Annotated in this window: 17 protein-coding genes; 15 read left to right on the top strand and 2 right to left on the bottom strand. The window is 39.7% G+C overall.

The window, feature by feature from the left end; all coding sequences use genetic code 11:
* The first annotated feature begins 128 nt into the window (after nt 1-128).
* Genes ACDZ29_RS24135 through ACDZ29_RS24115 form a run of 5 tightly spaced genes read left to right on the top strand, consistent with a single transcriptional unit; the run spans nt 129 to nt 5,150 of the window.
* A complete protein-coding gene (locus ACDZ29_RS24135; protein ID WP_375088925.1) occupies nt 129-1,136 on the top strand; it encodes a TAXI family TRAP transporter solute-binding subunit in 1,008 nt (335 codons plus the stop codon).
* A 13-nt stretch (nt 1,137-1,149) separates the two neighbouring features.
* Nucleotides 1,150-2,256 (top strand): ABC transporter substrate-binding protein, encoded by a 1,107-nt coding sequence (locus tag ACDZ29_RS24130; protein WP_289325129.1) that lies wholly within the window; start codon nt 1,150-1,152, stop codon nt 2,254-2,256.
* Between the two features lie 40 nt (nt 2,257-2,296).
* Nucleotides 2,297-3,436 carry an ABC transporter ATP-binding protein gene (locus tag ACDZ29_RS24125; RefSeq protein ID WP_370017041.1) on the top strand — a complete coding sequence of 380 codons (1,140 nt, stop codon included), beginning with the start codon at nt 2,297-2,299 and terminating at the stop codon, nt 3,434-3,436.
* Nucleotides 3,400-4,344, top strand: coding sequence for an ABC transporter permease (locus ACDZ29_RS24120; RefSeq protein WP_289316363.1), 945 nt, complete (start codon nt 3,400-3,402; stop codon nt 4,342-4,344). The genes ACDZ29_RS24125 and ACDZ29_RS24120 overlap by 37 nt, the downstream gene beginning before the upstream one ends.
* On the top strand, nt 4,344-5,150 hold the full coding sequence (locus tag ACDZ29_RS24115) for an ABC transporter permease (RefSeq protein WP_289327317.1): 807 nt from the start codon (nt 4,344-4,346) through the stop codon (nt 5,148-5,150). Before ACDZ29_RS24120 ends, ACDZ29_RS24115 begins: the two co-directional genes overlap by 1 nt.
* Before the next feature lie 54 nt (nt 5,151-5,204).
* On the opposite strand, the gene ACDZ29_RS24110 is transcribed toward ACDZ29_RS24115, so the two are convergent.
* Nucleotides 5,205-5,846 (bottom strand): hypothetical protein, encoded by a 642-nt coding sequence (locus ACDZ29_RS24110; RefSeq protein WP_370015104.1) that lies wholly within the window; start codon nt 5,844-5,846, stop codon nt 5,205-5,207.
* Nucleotides 5,847-5,961: 115 nt separating this feature from the next.
* On the opposite strand from ACDZ29_RS24110, the gene ACDZ29_RS24105 reads away from it, so the two are divergent.
* Both ACDZ29_RS24105 and ACDZ29_RS24100 read left to right on the top strand, forming a co-directional pair.
* On the top strand, nt 5,962-7,368 hold the full coding sequence (locus ACDZ29_RS24105) for an FAD-binding oxidoreductase (protein WP_375088924.1): 1,407 nt from the start codon (nt 5,962-5,964) through the stop codon (nt 7,366-7,368).
* Between the two features lie 14 nt (nt 7,369-7,382).
* The gene (locus ACDZ29_RS24100) at nt 7,383-8,696 is read left to right on the top strand and encodes a (Fe-S)-binding protein (RefSeq protein WP_375088923.1); all 1,314 of its coding nucleotides are present in this window, start codon (nt 7,383-7,385) and stop codon (nt 8,694-8,696) included.
* A gap of 350 nt (nt 8,697-9,046) precedes the next feature.
* On the opposite strand, the gene ACDZ29_RS24095 is transcribed toward ACDZ29_RS24100, so the two are convergent.
* Complete coding sequence (locus ACDZ29_RS24095) at nt 9,047-9,676, bottom strand: homoserine/threonine efflux transporter (RefSeq protein ID WP_370015101.1); 630 nt, start codon at nt 9,674-9,676, stop codon at nt 9,047-9,049.
* Between the two features lie 140 nt (nt 9,677-9,816).
* Here ACDZ29_RS24095 and ACDZ29_RS24090 point away from each other — a divergent pair, with 140 nt between their 5' ends.
* The 8 genes from ACDZ29_RS24090 to ACDZ29_RS24055 all read left to right on the top strand — a co-directional run bounded on the left by ACDZ29_RS24090 (nt 9,817) and on the right by ACDZ29_RS24055 (nt 17,806).
* The gene (locus tag ACDZ29_RS24090) at nt 9,817-10,644 is read left to right on the top strand and encodes a TrmB family transcriptional regulator (RefSeq protein ID WP_375088922.1); all 828 of its coding nucleotides are present in this window, start codon (nt 9,817-9,819) and stop codon (nt 10,642-10,644) included.
* A 327-nt stretch (nt 10,645-10,971) separates the two neighbouring features.
* Entirely contained in the window at nt 10,972-11,427 is a 456-nt protein-coding gene (locus ACDZ29_RS24085) for a HEAT repeat domain-containing protein (protein WP_375088921.1), read from the top strand.
* Nucleotides 11,428-11,622: 195 nt separating this feature from the next.
* Nucleotides 11,623-12,435, top strand: coding sequence for a methyltransferase domain-containing protein (locus tag ACDZ29_RS24080; RefSeq protein WP_375088920.1), 813 nt, complete (start codon nt 11,623-11,625; stop codon nt 12,433-12,435).
* Nucleotides 12,436-13,184: 749 nt separating this feature from the next.
* Complete coding sequence (locus ACDZ29_RS24075) at nt 13,185-13,880, top strand: GntR family transcriptional regulator (protein WP_289325121.1); 696 nt, start codon at nt 13,185-13,187, stop codon at nt 13,878-13,880.
* Nucleotides 13,873-14,790 (top strand): DMT family transporter, encoded by a 918-nt coding sequence (locus tag ACDZ29_RS24070; RefSeq protein WP_375088919.1) that lies wholly within the window; start codon nt 13,873-13,875, stop codon nt 14,788-14,790. The genes ACDZ29_RS24075 and ACDZ29_RS24070 overlap by 8 nt, the downstream gene beginning before the upstream one ends.
* Nucleotides 14,791-15,180: 390 nt before the next feature.
* Nucleotides 15,181-15,900, top strand: coding sequence for a MurR/RpiR family transcriptional regulator (locus ACDZ29_RS24065; RefSeq protein WP_289325119.1), 720 nt, complete (start codon nt 15,181-15,183; stop codon nt 15,898-15,900).
* Nucleotides 15,901-16,021: 121 nt separating this feature from the next.
* Nucleotides 16,022-17,491, top strand: a complete 1,470-nt coding sequence (locus ACDZ29_RS24060; RefSeq protein WP_370015098.1) for a glycoside hydrolase family 1 protein — start codon at nt 16,022-16,024, stop codon at nt 17,489-17,491.
* A gap of 3 nt (nt 17,492-17,494) precedes the next feature.
* Nucleotides 17,495-17,806 (top strand): PTS sugar transporter subunit IIB, encoded by a 312-nt coding sequence (locus ACDZ29_RS24055; protein ID WP_375088918.1) that lies wholly within the window; start codon nt 17,495-17,497, stop codon nt 17,804-17,806.
* Nucleotides 17,807-17,813 lie beyond the last annotated feature (7 nt).

Below are 17,813 nucleotides of genomic sequence, written 5' to 3'. Positions count from 1 at the left end.
GGAACCGGCAAAAATTGCCGGTTTAAACGGGTATTCCAAACAATAAATCGGCAGGATTTGCGTTTTAAAGCAGAAAATCGACTTGGCATGATATTTGCATCTAAGTACATTAAGAAAGGAGGGCCACGATGAAAAATGGAGCACTCTTTATAAAAGTCGCTTTGTTATTTTGTTTCATGACAGGATGTTCTTTTATGAATGAGCAGCAGGAAATACCCAAACCTGCTACTACCTTGATTCAGAGTCAATTAACTTCTGAAGGACAGGATTTAAATAATAGGCTGCTAATCATTGCAACCGGAGATATGACAGGTGTTTATTTTTCATTAGGAAAAAGATTGTCAAACATGTATGAAAAATATAATGGAGCTGTTTCAGGAACCCAGGTAACCCATGCTTCCATCGAAAATACTGAATTGGTTAGCCGCCATCGGGCAGAAATTGGTTTTACCACTGTGGATGTACTTGATTTGCCTGAAACGGATAAATCCAAGTTAAGAGCTTTAACGGCCCTATATTCCAATTATGTTCAAATTGTTACTACTAAACAAAATGATATTGATTCCTTAGAAGATTTAGTTGGTAAACGCATTAGTGTGGGTACGACAGGAAGCGGTACAAGGCTTATTGCAGAACGGATACTGTTAGAATCTGATTTGCCGACCGATCAATTGAATTTATCCTATCTTTCTTTTTCTCAATCAGCAGAAGCATTACGAAATGGTACCATTGATGCAGCTTTCTTTTCTTCGGGACTCCCGAATAATGAAATCGCTTTCATATCCAATCAGTCGGAACTGACTTTCATACCAATACCGGGGGACATCATTGAACGTCTTCAAAAACAATATGGAGGTTATACTCATAATGAAATTCCCAGAGATACATACAAGGGAATGAAAAAAAATGTCCAAACGATATCAATTAAAAATGTCCTGGTAACCTACAAGGAAATGTCTGACCCGCATGCTTACAATCTTGTGAAAACATTATATGAACATCTGCCTGAACTGCAGCAAACACATCCGGCGGCTTCTGATATTTCAATAGAGGAAGCAACCAAACAAGTTCCAATGGATTTTCATTCAGGGGCCATGAATTATTTTACTGAACAAGGAATGATTGAAAATCAATGAAAAACGGGAGGTAATGACTTTGAAAAAACTAATATGTCTTTTATCGATAATCGCATTGATCGCACTTGCGGGATGTGGTAATCCTACTCCGCAAAAGCCGGGGGAATCTGTTCAAACGAGTACAGGTGAAAAAGGGGAGAAAAAAATAACGATAGCCGGTAATGGCGGGGTCATCGAAAGCGCCATCCGAGATGTGATCGCTCCAAAGTTCAAAGAAGAAACGGGAATCACTGTTAATTATATTTCCGGTTTATCAGGTGAAATCCTTTCTAAAGTGGAATTACAGAAGAACGCTCCGCAAATAGATGTTGCCCTTTTTGTACCGGTTGATGTAATACGCGCTAAGGAGAAGGAACTGATCGTACCAATTGATGAGTCCAATGTTCCCAATATGAAATCGGTGGATCCCCGATTCATTCCGATTGAAAATGCTGCCGCGCCAGCATTCGGCTTAGTCATTGCACCAGCTTATAATACGGAAACCTTTAAAAAGAAAGGGTTAAAATCAATTGAATCATGGAATGATCTTGTCTCCCCGGATTACGAGGGTAAAACGGCATTTTCAGATATTACGAATGACTGGGGTTTCAATACCCTTAATGGTCTGGCGATTGCAAACGGCGGCAGCACGGAAGACATGGAACCAGGTCTTGAAAAGGCAAAAGATCTTGCAGGATACTCCAATACATTTTATAAAAACTCAACGCAAATGATGCCAGCTATCCAACAGGGAGCTGCTGACGTAACGGTCATGGGTAGTTATTCCATAGGTGAACTAGCCGTTTCAGGAATTCCTATTAAGATGGCGGTGCCTAAAGAAGGTGTGCCGCTTCAAGCTTTCAGCGCTGGTCTAGTGAAGAATACGCCTAATAGCAAAGAAGCCCTAGAATTCATCAACTATGTAGTCAGTGAAGAAGCACAAGCACTAATTTCCGAAAAAGGATTTTATCCGACGGTGGAAGGCATGAAAATCCCAGAGAAATATGAAGAGTCAATCGGCCTTAAAGCAAGTGATAAAACATTCAAACCTGATTTCGCCAAGTTTGCAGAAATCCGTGCTGAGGTGTCAGACAGATGGGCGAAAGAGGTTACTCCTGAATTAGGGAAAAAACTCAAATAATAAGGAGCGTGTTGATCACATGGAAGTATTAAAAAAAGATATGGAAATTAATAGACAACACCTGGAGGCAGTTCAGGGGGTTGGGTCAAATAAAAATGATGTAGAGATAAAAGGAGCGTTTAAACAATTTGGCTCGAATGTGGTCCTGAATGGTATTGATCTGGAGGTGAAACAAGGAGAGTTACTCACTCTTCTTGGGCCTTCCGGGTGCGGAAAGTCCACAACCTTGAACCTCATTGCAGGATTCCTCGATGCAGACCGGGGAGAGGTCCATATTAAAGGAAATAATGTTACGAAGGTTCCTCCTTATAAGAGAGATTTAGGCATGGTTTTTCAAACGTATTCACTTTTTCCCCATATGACAGTCTATGAAAATTTAAGCTTTGGCTTGAAGCTGCGCAAGGTCGGTAAAGCTGAACAAAAAAAGAAGATAAGTAAAGCGCTTGAATTAGTGAAAATGTCAGGATTGGAGAATCGTTATCCAAGAGAATTATCAGGAGGTCAGCGTCAGCGTGTTGCGATTTCCAGGGCACTTGTAGTTGAACCGGAGCTCCTTTTGCTGGACGAACCGCTTTCAAACCTTGATGCAAAACTGCGCCATGAACTTAGGGCCGAGATAAAGCGATTACAAAAGGAAATTGGCGTAACGACCATTTTTGTGACCCATGATCAAGAAGAAGCACTTTCCATGTCTGATCGAGTCGTGGTGATGAATGCAGGGAAAATTGAACAAATCAGTACTCCGACTGATATTTACAATCATCCCAAGACAGAATTCGTCTTTCAATTCATCGGTAAATCGAATTGTTTTGAAGGGAATGTCTCTGCTGTGGACAAGCGGAAAGTGTCAGTCAAGATAGGTTCTGATATCACACATGTAGACGCAGATAATATCATGGGAAATGATAATGATTTGAAAACCGGAGATGAGGTGAAGCTTTATATTAGACCAGAAAAACTGCAAATTTTTTCTGCGGATGACACCTCCTTATCACATTTGGATTTCCATCGTGCCAAGATTAGCCAAATTAACTATCTTGGTACCTCATGGGAAATCAATGTTCTATTACAGAGTAAAAGTATACAAGTATTGACTTCCGCTTTTGATTCATCATGGCAAAATGGAAGTGAGGTGTTGATAGGATGGAGCCCATCAGAAGTTATGCTAGTCAAGAAATAGAACGGGAAAAGAATCCGATTGAGCCGCAAAAGGAACCTAAAATCAAGAAAAGGAAGGTCTGGGTGCCGGGATTACTCCTTTTAACGCCGATTCTACTTTTCATATTTGGTTTCTTCGTCATACCGATGTTATACATTTTATATTTAAGCTTCATCTCCACTGATAATCTTGGAGGAGCGGATGCCGTTTATAGCCTAAAAAACTATACACAATTATTTTCAGATAGCTATTACTTATCATCTTTGTGGCTGACAGTGAAAATCAGCTTATATTCGGTCTTGGTTGCTTTATTTCTTGGATATCCGGTAGCTTTGACGATGGCCAAAAGTTCAGCGCGGATCAGAGGGTATATCACACTCTTGATCGTGTCACCGCTCCTGGTAAGTATAGTGGTCCGTAATTTTGGCTGGTACCTCTTGCTATTACCTAATGGAACGATTAATCAAACCCTGATGGCCCTTGGCATAATAGATGCACCATTGAAGCTATTGTTTTCGGAAATCGGAGTTGTGATTGGACTATCCAATGCATATCTACCTTTCATGATCTTATCCATCGTTGCCAGCCTATATAATATTGATCCTTCCCTGGATAAGGCAGGAGCCATACTTGGGGCAAGCCCATTCAGAAGGTTCTTTTCCATTACATTGCCGCTAAGTATCCCTGGTATAGTATCTGGTTGCATTCTTGTATTCAGTTTGTCAATGAGTGCTTATGTTACGCCTGCACTTATGGGAGGAGCCAATGTGCCCGTGATGCCTGTTGTCATCTATGATCAAATAAATAACCTGCTGCATTGGACATTCGGATCTGCTCTTTCTTATATTCTATTAGCCACCACCGTCATATCAGTAGCCGTCTTTACCAGAGTGTTTGAAAAAGGGAAATTCAAGGAGGTATTCCGATGATGAAAACGTTTGGCGGCCTTCGGATTGCCGTAGCCGTGTTGGCGATTATTTATATCTTGATCCCGCTCATTGTCGTTATTCCCGCTTCTTTTACAAGTGCCAATTATCCAAGTTTTCCGGCAGATGGTTTCTCACTGCAATGGTATGGCAAGATCTTGGAGCGTCCAGAATTTTTGGAAGCATTTTTGAATAGTGCGAAATTTGCAGCATTAGCTGCCCTATTCTCCGTCATATTCGGAACTTTGGGGGCCCTTGGCATCGCAAAGTATGATATACCGGGAAAATCATATATTACGGCCCTTTTAACTTCTCCATTAAGTGTACCGCAATTAGTCTTAGGGATTGCACTGTTAATGTACTTTACACCAATGATGCTAGCCGGTACTTCTGCCGGATTCTTGATTGCCCATATCGTCATTTGCATACCATATGTAATGCGCCTGGTATTAACCGGTCTTAGTGGATTTGATTATAATCTTGAACGGGCTGCGGCCATACTTGGAGCCAATCCATTAACAGTATTCATGAAAGTGACACTGCCGCTGATTGGGTCCGCGGCAATCTCTGGGGGATTATTCGCATTTTTGACATCATTTGATAATGTAACCGTCTCACTCTTTATGGTATCACCTGAAATGAGAACGTTGCCGATCGAGATTTTCTCGCAAATGCAGGATGCCTACAATCCGATTGTTGCTTCCGTGTCAAGCGTGGTTATATTCATATCAGTTCTTCTAATCGTCATACTTGAAAAAATTCAAGGTGTCGGAAAAGTTTTTGGTGGTTCCCATCATACAAACGGATAAAAGGATATAAGGATATGACCAATGGATCATACTGTCTAAGCTCGGTTTTTGATTTCATCTAAACGTTCCATTCAAGTGATCCAAACATCTTTTAGCAGACAATAGTGGGGCCGTTAGGATAGGGACAGAAGGATTAATTTGCTTTGCAACATGCTCCATACTATATTGTGAAAGCAAAATCACTTCTGTCTTTCCATCTAATTGTTTCACCATCTTTTTAACCCGATCGTCATGCTCCTTTCTTCTTCCTTGAGACAATAAATGGATGATCCCGGGATCCACCAAAGATACGATCTTACAGTCCGGATTCTTATCTAATAAATAATTTTGAAGGGCGATGGGTGTTTCTTTTACGGTTGAAATCAGGCCGATGGTAGTATAGCGAAGTGCTTCATCAAGCATGGCCTCGTCTGAACGAAATAACTTTACAGGGTAAAGAGGTTGTAAAATTGAAGTGATTCCATTAAAAGCAGAGCAAGTAAGTTGGATGCATGAAACGCGAGAATCATAGGCTAAATTCACTAATGCAGAAAAGCGGCGAATGATTTCCGGAGTTAACTTGCCGCTCTTTTCCATCAAGGCGAGAAGTCCCGTGTCCATGAAATGAAGGAGTTCAATGTTTGGAGCAACTGTCTGAAAGGCCCTTTCTATTGGTTTTAGTGCAGTTGTGGTTGCGTGAATCAATGCGATTTTCAATAAAAACCCTCCTTTATTCTTCATCATTATATCTAGCTGAATCATAAAATTCCATTATATTACATGCAAATGATGCTTTTCCCATTTACTATAATCATGAACGGAAGTGAGAAGCATGGAGAAAGAAGCCTTACATGACCTTAGTCAGGTAATTCCAGGTGATAGAATGTTCCTTGATTTAGCAGAAAGGTATTGTTATAGCTATGACGCTTCATTTGGGGAATTTTTACCTGAAGTCGTGATACAGCCCAAAAACGCCGAAGAAATCAGTGAAGTGGTTAAATTGGCTAATATACACAAAATACCTGTTTACCCTAGAGGATCTGGTACTTCGCTAAGTGGCGGCCCTTTACCAGTTAAAGGGGGGATGGTTCTTGATATGACCCTTTTACGAGATAAATTGATCATCGATCGGGAAAATATGCTTGCCATTGTCTCTCCGGGTGTGATTACGGCAAATATCCATAAAAAGGCGGAAGAAGCCGGCTTGTTCTATCCTCCAGATCCAAGCAGTTCAAATGTTGCCACAATAGGCGGGAATCTATTGGAAAACTCCAGCGGTCCAAAGGGATTGAAATACGGAACGACCAAAGAATATGTGATAGGCCTTGAGGTGGTCACCCCAACGGGAGAAATCATCCGTACTGGCGGAAAGACCGTGAAAAATGTAACAGGGTATGATTTGACCCGATTGATCGTAGGATCGGAAGGTACCTTGGGCATCGTTACAGAGGCAATCATTCGTTTAATCCCAAAACCGCAAGCTAAACAAACCTTTGTTGCCCACTTCAATCATTTGATTGACTCCGGCCATGCCATTACCAGCATATTATCGTCAGGAATTCTACCATCAGCCCTGGAATTGATGGATAATGCGTGTATCCGTGCTGTTGAAAGCTATCGACCTTCTGGCTTGCCGCTTCAAGCAGAAGCCATCCTTATCATAGAAATAGATGGTCACCCTTTGGCGATTGAGGAAGAAATAATTAAATGCGCCGATTTATGCAGGGCAAAGGGTGCTTCCTACGTCAAGATAGCGGAGACAGAGGAAGAACGCCAAACTATTTGGAGTGCGCGTAAATTGGTTTCCCCGGCCATTACACAAATGGGTCCTACAAAGATTTCTGAAGACGCGACTGTTCCACGCAGTCAAATTCCGGCGATGATGCAGAGATTAAACCGAATCCGGGAGAAATACGGGTTGAACTTGGTTGTTTTTGGTCATGCAGGAGATGGGAATTTGCATCCGAACATCATTACTGATAAACGAAATATTACGGAAATGAAAAAAGTGGAGCTTGCAGTCAGTGAAATTTTTGAAGCCGCAATTGAACTAGGCGGAACACTTTCCGGTGAACATGGAATCGGTACATTAAAGTCACCATATATGGAAATGGAATTAGGTATAACAGGGGTGAATATGATGAAAAAAATTAAAGAAGCATGGGATCCCAATAATATCCTTAATCCAGGAAAGATTTTTCCTGATAAGGGCCAGACAAGGGTCGTGTTGGTTACATGAACCTACCCGTCAAAGTGAACGAGACAAATGCAGCGGTCCAAAATTTATATTCAGATGCCTATGATTGGACAAACCAATGCGTAAAATGCGGTTACTGTTTACCAGCATGTCCTACATACGAATCAATGGGTGTAGAATCAGCCTCTCCACGCGGTCGAATCAATCTAGTGAAAATGGCGGCCGAAGGGAAAATAGATTTCCAAAAAGATTTAGCTGAACCGATCGACCTATGCTTAGGCTGTCGTGCTTGTGAAACCGCATGTCCTGTTGGTGTGCCATACGGACATATACTGGAAGCGGCAAAAGAAGCCATTGAAAACTCCGCGCCAACAAACCAAAAAACTAAAATGACGAAGATCAAAAAACTGGCATTGGTTCATCTTTTCCCATATCCAAAACGAATGAATAGGATTGGGAGTGCAGTCCATCTTTATCAAAAAACAGGGTTATCCAAACTTATCCGGACATCCAATGTACTGCATAAAGTTTCACCTGCCCTTGGACATTTAGAACAAGCACTCCCTGCTATCGAGTCGTCCTCCAAACGAATCCGGACAGGTACGATAATACCCGCAAAAGGGGAAACGAAATTAAGGGTGGCATTTTTTGCAGGGTGTATCATGGATTCCATGATGTCACGAATCAACCGTCTAACCATCGAGCTGCTCACCTTGGTGGGATGTGAGGTCATCCTCCCTGAAAATCAGAATTGCTGCGGTGCCCTGCATTCCCATCAAGGCGAAACAAAACAAGCGAAAGCATTAGCGAAGAGGAATATCCTTGCTTTCATGGAGGCAGATGCTGATGTAATTGTAAATAACGCAGGAGGCTGCGGTGCTTCGCTTCTTGAATATGGACATCTATTGACAGATGATCACGAATGGGCTGGAACAGCAAGGGAATTCTCAAAAAAATCAAAAGATATCAGTCAAATCCTTTATCAATTGGGTCCACTTCCCTATACTGAAGAATGGCAAGGCATCGTTTCTTATCAAGATTCCTGTCATTTACGCAATGTTCAAAAGGTCCAAAAGGAACCTCGTTTATTATTGCAATCCATACCAGGAATTTCCTATGTGGAAATGGAAGGGTTTGACCGCTGCTGTGCATCAGGAGGCATATACAATCTTCTCCACTTTGATGAATCCATGAAAATTCTTGATGAAAAAATGAAGAACCTAAAAGAAACGAAAGCCACTACCGTAGTGACCGTCAACCCTGGCTGTCAAATGCAAATGAGCATTGGCATTCAAAGGGAGGGAGCAACAAACCAAATGAAAAGTATGCACCTTGTTGAAATACTCGCCAAGGCATGCGGCCTGGATTGATAAAAAGAATACAGAAACTTCATTGGACATTAAACGTCAGTATTTCCTGCTCTTATGCGAAAATACAGACGTTTTTATTTTTCATTTAATAATGACCATGTTAGAAACTTGATCTTACTCCATTAAAGATGTAGGTGGAAAAAGCCTTTGGAGAGCAATGATGAAGTGCAATATGTACGGATGAAAGATTGATTAACATTATTGACTAAAATGATTAAGGCAGATTTTTCTTTATCCTTATCGGGGCAGGTTAGTAAACAGTATGTTAGTTGCGTTAGATACATATGAAAAAAAAAACCGTTCAATTTATTGAACGGATAGAATCAAATTAGATGTGTTAGTAAATGAACTTAAATTCCTGTCTTTATGCCAAAACCTATTAAAATTAAGCCAGTTGATTTTTGGAATGCTTTCTGGAATTTGGAGTTGTTCATCCATTTTTTTGCGTAATCAATTAGATAAACAAGAAATAGAAACCACAATACCGCGAGTAAGGTTAAGATGAAGGCTAAGATAATCAATTGCTGGTTTACATTTCCGGTCAAATTGATAAATTGCGGCATGATTGTTATATAAACTAAAACAGTCTTTGGATTAAGAATATTATTAAGTAATGCTTGCATAAAGGAATCTTTATTATGCCGATTTGAATACTTTGTAGGTGTATTTGCCTGTGCTTGAATTTCTTTTAAAGAAAAAACGCTTTTAGCAAAAAAACTTTTTATCCCTAAATAAATTAAGTAGGCAGCTCCCAAATATTTGATTGTACTGAAAAGAATCACAGACTTTGCAATGACAACAGATAATCCAAGAATAGCAATAAGCGTCCAAAAAGAAAGTCCCGTTGCCATTCCGAGAACAGTATAACGTCCCGCTTTTGGACCATAGCTAAGCGTATTTTTCACTAAGAGCATAGTATCTGCTCCTGGTATAATAACCATCATTGCAACTATTGATATGTATGTAAGTAAGCTATCCATACTATTTCTCCCTCCCCTTTTTATAGTGACTACTCAAGTAACTACTTATGTAAGTATATTAGATGATTATGGAAAACGTCAACAGATTTTGCTAAAATATCAGTTACAAAGGTAGCAACTAAGGTTGTGTTGGAGGGTTTATGAAAGAAAACATTTTAGAAACATTAAAAAACCTAAATTTTACCGAATATGAAGCGAAAGCATATCTTACCTTATTGGAAGAATCGCCATTAACAGGATATGCAGTAGCAAAAAACTCTGGTGTTCCACGTTCAAGAGTATATGAAATTCTGGACAGTCTCGCAATAAGAGGGGATATTCTGGTTAGTCCTGGAAACACACCACAGTATACTCCTGTTCCTGCAAAGGAGCTAATAAAAAACCGTCGAATGAAAGCAGAAGAGAATTTTGAACTGGCAGAAAAATCATTGGCGGAGTTTGAACGTTCTGCAAATGACCGTGAAAATATCTGGAATATCATGGGACGCAACGAAATACTCGATAAGGTAAAAGCCTGTATATTATCTGCTAAAAAAAGAATACTCTTAGAGATATGGGAAGACGAATTCGAAGTATTAGAATCTGAACTAAGACAGGCAGCAAATAGAGGGGTCAATGTAACAATTATTGCCTATGGGGAGATCGTCTGTGATTTTGCTAATGTTTACCTCCATTATATGGGTTATGAAATTACAGAAGAGTATGGTGGGCGATGGCTTGTTATTAGTGGAGATGACTCAGAAGTAGTAGCAGGTATTGTCTCGCTTGGTAAAGATAGCCGTGCAGCATGGACAATGCATGTAGGTTTAGTAATGCCCATTACAGAAGTCATGATTCATGATTTGTATCTCATGGAAATCATGGAAAAACATAGAGAACTTTTAGAAGAAAGTTTTGGTGAAAACCTCGCCAATTTACGCAAAAAATTTTCTATCCATCCAGATTACAAAAAACATTATGTGGACTAGATTTCTGCTATTTTTGTCTGTTTTTTACAACAAAAGAAAAGATACTTCACAGTCAACTATAGGGGCATGAATCCAGGCGGGATTTATGCCTTTTAATGCTGAAATTACTTATTGAGCCATAGGGTGCAGGTAAGTTGAAGAAGAAAAGCATGTGCCCCCAGCACCCGACTATTGAAGATATAGCAGCTGTGTAAGAAATTTAACTATATTAAGATATGGAAAAGGGTATAATAAGTAATGTAATAAACCATTCTTGTAATGGGATTATTGTAGTATCGGATTTACATTTATGAATTTCCGGATATATACATAAAGACAGAAGGAGAAATGATTCGTTTGAATAACAAAGAAACAAAAGGTATCGAGTTACCTGCCAACTATGAGGAATTAAAAAAATCTGCCAATCGCAAATCTAATTGGAGAGAACGTTTAGATGCGATCGAAGAGTTAGGCCAGTCAAAAAATAAACAAGTAATCGATATTCTCACACATATTATGGATAGTGATTCTGTATATAAAGTTCAAGAGGCCGCCTACCGTCAATTGAAAAGATTAGGCGAAGATGTTCAATTGCCTGCAAGGAAAAAGGGCGAATTGGTTAAGGGATTAACCAAAATTTTGGTAAGGATCAAGAAGAGTTTACCAGAAAATCACACATATACTGAATTCAAAGAGAAGCTTCAGAAGATGAGAATGGATATATATGATACCTATGAGGGTGAAAAAGGAGCAGACTTTGATAAGTGGCTTGAAAACACTTGGTCAACTTTATCAAAAAGATAAAACTCCATACCAAAAATGAAAACAAGTAATATTGGATCTGGGAGCAAAATTTTTGCTCCTTTTTCTTATGTGTAAAAACTAAAATTGTAGCTGGGGTATGATAATATGTTTAAAAGAGGAAGCATTTGGCTATTTGACTAACATTTGTGACCACGGTGGACAACGATAAATACATACGAATTTAGGGGAGAAATGATGACTGATTATATAGAACTTTGGAAAGAAGCCATGGTAGATCATACCGGAAAAATACCTAACAGGCTTAAAGATGATGCAGCAGAAGAAGCCTTTTGGTCTTCCAGGGTTGAAGGGAAAAAACATCATAAAGCGGACCCTTATGCAAAACTTGTGCAACAAGAGTTACTGGCTTTATTAAATTCAGATGATCATGTATTGGAAATCGGCCCTGGCTGGGGCAATTATACATTTGATATTGCAAAAGAAGTCAGGAAGATGACTTGTATTGATAGTTCAAAAAGCATTATCAGTTTTTTGAAATCTCAGGCGAACGAAAAAGGTTTCGAAAACATGGATTTGATCCATGATAAGTGGGAAAGTGAAACGAAAAGGGACAAATATGATGTGGTATTTGGTTTTAATTGTTATTACCGTATGCAAGAAATCGGTCATACCTTATTAAAAATGAATGAGTCAGCAACCCGTTTAGTTATAGTCGGTATGACAACAGGACCAGAAAAACCTCATTATATGGAATTGAAGGAACGAGGATATAACATCAACTTAAGAAAGCGGGATTACATACACATCTTGAATGTATTGTATCAACTTGGAATACTGGCGGACTGTAAGATCGTGAAATTGAAAAGTAAAAAAATATATTCAACATATGAAGAAATGATTCGCGATAACACTACAAAAATTCTCGATGAACAATATTCCCATGATGAAGTAAAAACCATCCTTAATAAATATGTAGTGGAAAAAGAAGGAGTTTTCGAATACGAATATCCGTTTCATGCAGCTTTGATGTATTGGAATCCAAGGTGAAATTAAATACTCTAGTACCTTTTTTCCTGAATTCTTTTTGAGGTCCTTCAGGAAAAAAGGTATTTTTCTGTTGGATATTCGCAAAATATACTGAACACGCGACTAAAAACCAATAGGAAAACGGAGAGTGAATAAAAAATGAAAGAAATATCCGAAAAGAGATTTTGTGAAAATTGTAAAAAAGAGACAGTTCATACAGTAACGGAAGATGCATTAGAAATAGAATATTCCTGCAATGAGTGCAGTCGTCACCAAGAGGTTTTCAAGACATTTTTTTAGAAAGTATTCGACTTGGAAAGGAATGTTCTTTAAGTGGAAAGGTTTGAATTAAAGGAAACAATTCCACTTATTAGATTTTTAAAATTCAGGGAAGTTTCAGGAGTTGCTTACTATAAATGACGTAAGACTTAGTCTAGAAGGGTTCAAGGGGACTTTCGAAATAAAACAAATCAATAGGCATTCCTACATACTACGGATATAAAAAAGAGAAAATTGAGCTTAATTTCTACAGGGGAACTGTTGAAATCATGAGATTTCCGACGAATCGGGATTAAAGTCGAAATGCTATTTGCATAAGTAGGGGGTCTTTTTTATCACGCGAAAATGATCTTTGCTTATGTTTAACTTGGGACTCCAATGTTAATAAAGACAATCATTTAAAAATATAATGAACAGATCTTCATTTCAACGGCATGCAATATGTGATATATTGCATATTAGATATTGGTATTTTGAGGAGGACAAAGCCGTTGATACATTCGGATTCAACACAAAAAATCAAGCGTACTTCTGTACGTGAAGAAGCTTACATAATCTTGCGGGATTGGATTGTCCAAGGGATACTCACGCCAGGTCGACAATTACGAGACAAAGAATTAGCCGAACAATTAGGAGTAAGCCGTACCCCTATTAGAGAAGCACTATTAAGGCTAGAGGATGAGGGTTTTGTAGAGACCAAGCCGAGCCGTTCAACTATTGTTTCCCCCATTCGATTCGATGGGGTATTAAATGTATATTCCATTGTTTGGACACTGGAAAAATTAGCTATGAAACAGGCTTTTGAAAACTTTGAAGATAAACACTTAATGGAGATGGAAGCCATCAATCATGAAGTGAAAAAAGCAATTGACGAGGGAAATCAAATAGTAGCCGTCCAGAAAGATAATGACTTTCACTCCATTTACATCAATCTTACTACAAATGATGAATTAAAGCGGATTCTATCGGGATTAAAACAAAAACTTATACGGATAGAACTGTATTATTTCGATCAGGTAAGTGATGTTCATCATTCCATTGATGAGCATAATCAGATCATTCAGGCTTTAAGGCAAAAAAATCTCACCAAGGTGCTTGAAGTGATAGAAAAGAATTGGAAAGAAAGCTTTTTAAGAATTCAAGCCCATACGGAGTGTGTAAAAAGCGAGGAAGAAAAAAATGAGTAATGATGGTTTAGTTGAGGTATCACCTTCAAGAAAAAGAGGGATTTCCCTGGTACTTACCGGCGCTGCGTTATGGGGAATATCTGGAACGGCAGCTCAATATCTATTTCAACGGCAAGGGTTCAGTCCTGAGTGGCTCACGGTGGTACGCTTATTGCTTTCAGGCTTAATCCTGTTGGGGGTCGCTTATAATAAAGATAGACAGAAGGTTTTTGGAATCTGGAAAACGAAAAACGATGCGCTTCAAATTATCCTTTTTGCTATTCTGGGAATGCTCGCTGTTCAATACACCTATTTTGCAGCAATTGAACATGGCAATGCAGCGACTGCCACTGTCCTACAATACTTAGCGCCGGCCCTGATCACTTGTTATTTAGCCATTCGTTCCAAACGTTTTCCCACCATTACTGTGAGTGTAGCAGTAATCATAGCGATTTTAGGCACTTTTTTGCTTGTGACGGGAGGAAGCATACGTACCCTCTCCATTTCCGGGTGGGCAGTATTTTGGGGAGTAACATCAGCATTTGCACTGGCTTTCTATACATTGCAACCTTATAAACTCCTTTCAAGATGGGGTTCAATGATTGTTGTGGGATGGGGCATGTTGATTGGAGGTATTTGTTTTAGTATGATCCATCCTCCGTGGGCAGTTGAAGGCAATTGGACTTTATCTTCTTTTTCAGCGATTTTGTTCATCATCATTTTCGGTACGATCATTGCCTTTTACTTTTATTTGGAAAGTACAAAATACATCACGGCTGCAGAGGTAAGTTTATTTGCTTCTGTTGAGCCATTATCCGCAACCTTAATATCCGTGATCTGGCTGAATGTAACATTCGGTTTTGCCGAGTGGTTTGGCACGTTTTGCATTATAAGCACCATTACGATTTTATCGATAGTAAAAAACAAGTAGTGCCAGTTGTAAAACGGGCAAAATAATTCAACCTATCTGTAGTTATTTAATACTAGACTAATAAACTACCATGTAGGTGAATGGAGCAAAAACATTCACGAAATGCTTAACCGGTTTTGGGGGTTTTAGGTAATAGCAGGTTTTTGAAAAAGCAATTACACAACATGTGAATTGCTTTTTTTGTATTTTACGAGTGAGCGCAGGGCATTTAGACCACGCCATTCAAATCGATAGTTAGCTTTTTCAACAATCCAGCAGGATCATCTCCCTAATAACTATGTATTCAAAGTAATAAAAGGAGAAATGGCATAGGAATCGAAATATAGATAAAAGTATGGAAAATGAAAATGAGACTTTGGTCGTTAACTGACACTCAAAAGGAGATTTTATATGTTTACTAGAGAAGCCATTGCATCTTTTAATGAATTGGAATGCTCGTTGTATGGTTATATTACCAAAAACGCAGAAAAGGTCACATATATGAGGATAAGGGAGCTTGCAGATGAGACACATGTTTCTACCTCCACCATCCTTCGTTTTTGCAGGAAGGTTGATTGCGCTGGTTACTCGGAATTTAAAGTGAAGCTTAAGATGTATATAAGCGAGAAACAGCATGTCAAGCTAAAGAGTACCCAGCATTCTCTGTCGGAATTTGTAGAGAGGACGCTAAAGGGAAGCTTCGAATCCTATATCCAAGAAACGGCGAGGTTGATTTCCAAAGCGGATAGTGTCATTTTTCTTGGAATTGGGAGCTCGGGTATTATGGCTGAATATGGATCGCGCTATGTTTCCAGTCTTGGGAAATCCTCCTTATACATAAAGGATCCTTTCTTTCCAATCCATTCGAAGTATTCAAGTAACAGTGTAACCATTGCTTTGAGCGTATCTGGAGAAACGTCCGAGATCATTGAGCTTATCAAATGTTTAAAAGAAGAGGGCAGTACCATTGTCAGCATAACAAATAATAAAGTCAGTACGATTGCAAGGATTTCCGATTTGAATATATCCTATTTCGTAACAGAGGAATACAGCGGTAAATCTAATATAACGACTCAAATTCCGGTCGTTTATCTTTTAGAGGCGATTGCAAAGGAAATATACAAAATATAGAGTAACATCCTGTTTCTTTTATGTAACAGATGACAACTGACGTCACAAAAAACAGAAAGGGTGAATCGTATTTACCACGCCGGTGAAAGCGGATACAATTTCTTTAGAAAGAGGTGAAATAATGATTCATCAAAAGAGTGAACGCTTCCCAGATGGCTTTTTATGGGGCTCCGCATCAGCAGCATACCAAGTGGAGGGAGCGTGGAATGAGGATGGTAAAGGTCTTTCCGTCTGGGATATTTACGCGAAATTGACTGGTACGACTTATGACGGGACGAACGGTGATGTGGCGGTTGACCATTATCATCGATACAAGGAAGACATTGCCCTGATGGCTGAAATGGGATTGAAGGCTTATCGCTTTTCTGTGGCCTGGAGCCGGATTTATCCTGAAGGGAAAGGGGAAATCAACGAAGCGGGACTGAGATTTTACGATGACCTTATTGATGGACTGCTAGAACACGGCATTGAACCCATTTTAACGGTCTACCACTGGGATGTTCCCCAAGCATTAATGGAGGAATATGGTGCCTGGGAATCAAGGGAGATCATCAATGACTTCAACGAATATTGCATAACACTGTTCAAACGCTTTGGGTCCCGTGTTAAGTATTGGGTCACATTGAATGAGCAGAATGTTTTTATCGGATTGGGGTACCGTACAGGGCTGCACCCGCCGGGGGTGAAAGATTCAAAAAGGATGTATGAAGCCAATCATATTGCAAACTTGGCAAATGCTAAATCCATCCAATCATTCAGAAGGTTCGTACCTGATGGCAAGATCGGGCCCAGTTTTGCCTTTGGACCGACATATCCATTTACTTGTGCTCCAGATAATATCCTTGCATATGAAAATGCCGAGGATCTCAATAACCATTGGTGGCTGGATGTTTATTGCTGGGGGACTTACCCTAAGATAAGCATGAAGTATTTACAGAGAAATGGTCTGGCTCCGACCATCATGGATGGGGACATGGAACTTCTTGCCTTTGGAAGGCCTGACTTCATCGGAGTCAATTACTACCGAACGGGAACAGTCGAAATGAATCCGCTCGACGGAATTAAACTGGGAGCCATGAATACGACCGGAAAGAAAGGGACATCAGAGGAAAGCGGAGTTCCTGGACTATTCAAGTCGAAGAGAAATCCTCACTTGGATGCAACGAATTGGGATTGGGAAATCGACCCGACTGGCCTTCGCATCGGCCTCCGCAGATTGACCAGCAGATACAGGCTTCCAATCCTCATTACTGAAAATGGTTTAGGTGAATATGATTCGCTCCTGGAAGGGGATGTTGTGAATGATGAGTACCGTATTCAGTATTTGAAAAGTCACGTAGCAGCCTGCCAGGACGCCATCAGTGACGGTGTGGACCTAATTGGATATTGCACTTGGTCATTCACGGATATACTAAGCTGGCTGAATGGCTATAAGAAACGCTACGGCTTTGTTTATGTAAACAGGGATGAACATAGTGAAAAAGATCTGAGGCGTATAAAGAAAAAAAGTTTCTATTGGTATAAAGAATTGATAGAAACGAATGGTGATAGTTTACGGAATATTCAATCTATTATACAAAAGGAGGAATAATGAATGAAAAAAATCCTATTGGTATGCGCAGCTGGAATGTCCACCAGCTTGCTGGTTAATAAAATGAATGACGCTGCAAAGGCTAGGGGCATAGCCATCGATATTGTTGCCTTGCCCATTTCGGAATGCAGCAAAGCCGCGGAGGAAGTGGACGTCGTGTTATTGGGTCCTCAGGTCAGGTATCAAAAAGCACAGGTGGACTCCATTGTAGACGGAAGGGTTCCTGTAGAAGTCATAGAAATGAGAGCATATGGAACAATGAACGGAAGTGCAATCCTCGATCGGGCTTTAGAGCTAATTGACCAAAATCAATAAAACAAAA

The organism is Peribacillus sp. RS7, from assembly GCF_041956845.1.
In the GTDB taxonomy this organism is placed as follows: domain Bacteria; phylum Bacillota; class Bacilli; order Bacillales; family DSM-1321; genus Peribacillus.
Note: the sequence above shows the minus strand (reverse complement) of the source record. Positions and strands in the feature narration are given on the sequence as shown.